This window comes from Clavibacter sp. MX14-G9D (assembly GCF_032917815.1).
GTDB classification, from domain to species: domain Bacteria; phylum Actinomycetota; class Actinomycetes; order Actinomycetales; family Microbacteriaceae; genus Clavibacter; species Clavibacter michiganensis_K.
Window position 1 is genome coordinate 1 of record NZ_JAVCVL010000209.1, and the last position, 4,488, is coordinate 4,488.

General features: G+C 73.2%; 5 protein-coding genes. All 5 read right to left on the reverse strand.

Going from position 1 to position 4,488, the window contains the following annotated elements; genetic code table 11:
* Positions 1 to 243 (reverse strand): translation initiation factor IF-2 N-terminal domain-containing protein (locus Q6969_RS13160; RefSeq protein WP_317230840.1); only part of this gene is annotated, 243 nt, incomplete at its 3' end.
* Positions 244 to 339: 96 nt separating this feature from the next.
* The gene (locus Q6969_RS13165; RefSeq protein WP_094116287.1) at positions 340 to 633 is read right to left on the reverse strand and encodes a YlxR family protein; all 294 of its coding nucleotides are present in this window, start codon (positions 631 to 633) and stop codon (positions 340 to 342) included.
* 50 nt (positions 634 to 683) lie between these two features.
* Positions 684 to 1,691 (reverse strand): transcription termination factor NusA, encoded by a 1,008-nt coding sequence (gene nusA / locus Q6969_RS13170; RefSeq protein WP_317230841.1) that lies wholly within the window; start codon positions 1,689 to 1,691, stop codon positions 684 to 686.
* 83 nt (positions 1,692 to 1,774) lie between these two features.
* Positions 1,775 to 3,547, reverse strand: coding sequence for a proline--tRNA ligase (locus Q6969_RS13175; RefSeq protein WP_317230842.1), 1,773 nt, complete (start codon positions 3,545 to 3,547; stop codon positions 1,775 to 1,777).
* 85 nt (positions 3,548 to 3,632) lie between these two features.
* Positions 3,633 to 4,488, reverse strand: an 856-nt coding sequence (locus tag Q6969_RS13180; RefSeq protein WP_317230843.1) for an NAD-dependent epimerase/dehydratase family protein, incomplete at its 5' end; no start/stop codon positions are given.

Consider the following 4,488-nt stretch of genomic DNA (forward strand, 5'->3'; position numbering starts at 1 on the left):
GGGCTTCGGGGCCGACGTGCGGCCGCCGGGGCGCGGGGCGGACGACGGCGTCGCGGCGGGTGCCGCGGCCTGTCCGGTGAGGCCGGCTGCCTCGAGGGCCGCCTTGAGCTTGCGGGCCACGGGGGGCTCGATGCTCGACGACGGTCCCTTGACGAACTCGCCCATCTCCTTGAGCTTGGCGAGTGCGGTCTTGCTGTCGACGCCGATCTCGGCGGCGATCTCGTGTACGCGTGGTTTTGCCACTGTTCTCCTGTCTGGGGGTCCTCTCCCAGGCAGGAGGGGACCGCTAGTGCTGGACGGATCTCATTTCGAGCCGCTCATTAGTTGTCCATGTGCCGTTCAGCCTGTTCTCTCGGATGCTCGCGCGCTCGGCTGGGCCGCGAGCCGCTCTCGTAGTCCCCCAAGAGCTGCGGGGTCGAGCGCCGCGTCGCTCCGCAGGGCCCGCCCGAGGGCACGCCGTGCGATCGCTCTGTCGATGCACTCGATGGTCGGATGGATCCACGCACCCCGGCCGGCCAGCACGGCACGCTCGTCGAGGACGAGGGAGCGCGTACGGGGATCGGCGACGATCCGCACGAGAGCGGACCTCGGGGCACGCCGACGACAGCCGACGCACGTTCTTACCGGACCCATACTACCCCCTCCGTCCGGCGGCGGCGAGGCGGGGTCGTGACGGGCGGCGCTCAGTCGTCGCCCTCGAGGATGCTGTCGGGCTGGATGTCGATCTTCGCACCCGTGAGCTTCGCGGCGAGGCGGGCGTTCTGGCCCTCCTTGCCGATGGCCAGCGACAGCTGGTAGTCCGGCACGAGCGCGCGGACGGCCTTGTTGGCCTGGTCGATGACGAACGAGCTCGTGACGCGGGCGGGCGAGAGCGCGTTGCCGACGAAGACGGGCAACGACTCGGAGTAGTCGACGATGTCGATCTTCTCGTCGTTCAGCTCCGCGGTGACCGCGCGGACGCGCTGGCCGAGCTCGCCGATGCAGGCGCCCTTGGCGTTGATGCCGGGCTCGGTGGCGCGCACGGCGATCTTGGTGCGGTGGCCGGCCTCGCGGGCCAGCGACACGATCTCGACGAGGCCCTGGGCGATCTCCGGCACCTCGAGCGCGAAGAGCTTGCGGACGAGCGACGGGTGCGTGCGCGAGACCGTGATCTGCGGCCCCTTGGCGCCGCGGGAGACGCTCGTGACGTACACGCGCAGGCGCGAGCCGTGCACGTACCGCTCGCCCGGCACCTGCTCCTCGGGCGGCAGGATCGCCTCGATGGTGCCGAGGTCGACGTGGATCATGCGGGGGTTCGGGCCCTGCTGCACGACGCCGGCGACGATGTCGCCCTCGCGGCCCTTGAACTCGCCGAGGATGCGGTCGTCCCCGATGTCGCGCAGGCGCTGGTTGATGACCTGCTTCGCGGCGAACGCGGCGATGCGGCCGAAGTCGCTCGGGCTGTCCTCGGACTCGCCGATGACGAGGCCGTCCTCGTCGAGCTCGGGGACGTGCACGGAGACATGGCCGGACTTGCGGTCCAGGTGCACGCGGGCGGGGGGCACGCCGTCGGCGACGGGCTTGGCGTCGGCCTGGTCGGTGTGCTTGAGGTAGGCGGTGAGGATGGCCTGCTCGATGATGGAGACGAGCTCCTCGAACGGGATCTCGCGCTCGCGCTCCATCATGCGCAAGACGCTCAGGTCGATGTCCACGGGCGACTCCTCTATTCGGTTGGAAACACCACAGGCTACCCGACCCGGACGGGTGGGGCAGCCTGCGGGGCGGCGGTGCGGGGTCAGCGGGCGGCGACGAGGGCCCCGACGACGTCGCCGAGCGCGATGGGGGTGCGCTCGTTCGTGCGGCGGTCCCAGAGCTCCGCCATGCCGTCGGCCGCGCCGCGGCCGACGATGACGATGGTGGGCACCCCGATGAGCTCGGCGTCGCCGAACTTCACGCCGGGCGAGACCTTGGGGCGGTCGTCGAAGAGCACGTCGAGGCCGGACGCGTCGAGCGCGTCGACGAGCTGCTCGGACGCGGAGGCGATCTCGTCGCCCTTGCCCGTCATCACCACGTGCACGTCGAACGGGCTGACGGACGCGGGCCAGAGGAGACCCCGGCCGTCCTGGGTGGCCTCGGCGACGAGCGCCAGGTTCCGCGTGATGCCGATGCCGTACGAGCCCATGGTGACCGTGACGAGCTTGCCGTTCTCGTCCAGCACCTTGAGGCCGAGCGCCTCCGCGTACTTGCGGCCGAGCTCGAAGACGTGGCCGATCTCCGTGCCGCGCGCGGTGCTGATGGGGCCGGAGCCGTCGGGGGCGGGGTCGCCGTCGCGGACGTCGGCGGCCTCCACGACGCCGTCGGGGGTGAAGTCGCGGCCGGCGACGAGCGACAGCACGTGCTGCCCCGCGACGTTGGCGCCCGTGATCCACGCGGTGCCGTCGACGACGCGGGGGTCGACGACGTAGCGGACCCGCGTGGACGACGTGGAGCCGAGCACGGGGCCCTCTGGCGACCACGGGCCGATGTAGCCCTTGACGAGGCCCGGCTGCTTCGCGAGGTCGCCCTCGGTGGCGGGCTCGACCTCGGCGGGGAAGAAGGCCACCTCGGCGCGCTTCAGGTCGATGTCGCGGTCGCCGGGGATGCCGACGACGACCAGCTCGCGCGTGCCGTCGAGGTGCGTGAGGGCGAGCACGATGTTCTTCAGCGTGTCGGCGGCCGTCCAGGCGCGGCCGTCCTCGCGGGGCTCCCGCGCGTTCGCGAGGTCGACCAGCGTGGCGATGGTGGGGGTGTCGGGCGAGTCGAACACGCGCGCCGCGGGCTGGCCCTCGATGGGGAGCGCGTCGGGGACGAGGGTCGTGAAGGCCTCGACGTTGGCCGCGTAGCCGCCGGCCGAGCGCACGAAGGTGTCCTCGCCGATGGGCGTGGGGTGCAGGAACTCCTCGCTCTTGGACCCTCCCATCGCCCCCGCGTCGGCGGCGACGATGACGTACTCGAGGCCGAGGCGCTGGAAGATGCGCTCGTAGGCGTCGCGCTGGGCCTGGTAGCTGATGGAGAGCGCCTCGTCGGTGACGTCGAACGAGTAGGCGTCCTTCATCGTGAACTCGCGGCCGCGGAGGATGCCGGCGCGGGGACGGGCCTCGTCGCGGTACTTGTCCTGGATCTGGTAGATCGACAGGGGAAGGTCCTTGTAGCTCGAGTAGAGGTCCTTCACGAGCAGCGCGAAGAACTCCTCGTGCGTGGGCGCGAGCACCATGGGCGCGCGCTTGCGGTCCTCGAGGCGGAACATCCCGGGGCCGTACTCGTCGTAGCGGCCCGTCGCCTGGTACGGCTCGGCGGGCAGCAGCGCGGGGAAGTGCACCTCCTGGGCGCCGATGCGCTCCATCTCCTCGCGGACGATCGCCTCGACCCTGCGCTTGACGCGGAGGCCGAGCGGCAGCCAGGCGAAGATGCCGGGGGCCTGGCGGCGGATGTAGCCGGCGCGCACGAGGAGGCGGTGGCTCGCGACCTCGGCGTCGACGGGGTCTTCCCGGAGGGTGCGGACGAAGAGCTGGGAGAGGCGTGTGGACACCGGACCAGCCTAGCGATCGGCTCGGAGCCTCCCGCCCGCGCGCGGCGGAACGGCCGCGGGCGGCGTCGATCAGCGGCGGTGCCGATCAACGGCGCGCGGCGCCGCCGGCGAGATAGGAGAGGCGGAGGCGCTCGAAGCCCTCGTCGAGGCTCACGGCGGGGGACCAGCCGAGGGCGCGCCGCGTCGCCCGCTGGTCGAACCAGTGCGCGGTGGAGAGCTGCTCGGCGAGGAACCGGGTCATGGGCGGCTCGTCGGATCCGGGGCGCACGGCCCAGGCCCGCTCGACCGCTCCCCCGGCGGCGCGCGCGAGGGCGGCGGGCACGCGGAACCGCGGGGCCGGCACGCCCGCCGCGCGGCACATGCCCGCGAGGAGCTCGGCGACCGGGCGCGGCTCGCCGTTCGTGACGACGTACGCGCGGCCGTGGGCCGTGTCGGCGCGGTCGAGCGCCGCGACGATCGCGTCGGCGGCGTTGTCGCGGTAGACGGTGTCGATGAGCGCCGCGCCGTGCCCGAGGAGCGGGAGGCGGCCGCGGGCCGCCCGGTCGACGATGCGCGCGACGAGCTGCGTGTCGCCCGGACCCCACACGAGGTGCGGGCGGACGGCGAGCACGCGCATGTCCGACGAGTCCTCGGCGAGGGCGAGCAGCTCGCCCTCGGCCTTCGTGCGCGCGTAGTCGCCGCGGGCGCGCACGGGGTCCGCGGGGCCCGCGTCGTCGCCCACGAGGGAGAGGCCCGTGTGCGCGACGGACGGCGAGGAGACGTGGACGAAGCGGGTCGCGCCGGCCTGGCGGGCGCCGCGGAGGAGCGCGCGCGTGCCCTCGACGTTGACCGCGCGGAAGTCGGCAGGGTCGCCCGCGAGCGACACCTTCGCGGCCAGGTGCACCACGGCGTCGACGCCGTCGAGCGCCCGCGCCACGGCCGCGGGGTCGGTGACGCTCCCC

What these genes read in the sequence shown, in the direction of transcription:
- Q6969_RS13165 (WP_094116287.1), bottom strand. Translation starts at nt 633, where the DNA reads ATGGGTCCGGTAAGAACGTGCGTCGGCTGTCGTCGGCGTGCCCCGAGG.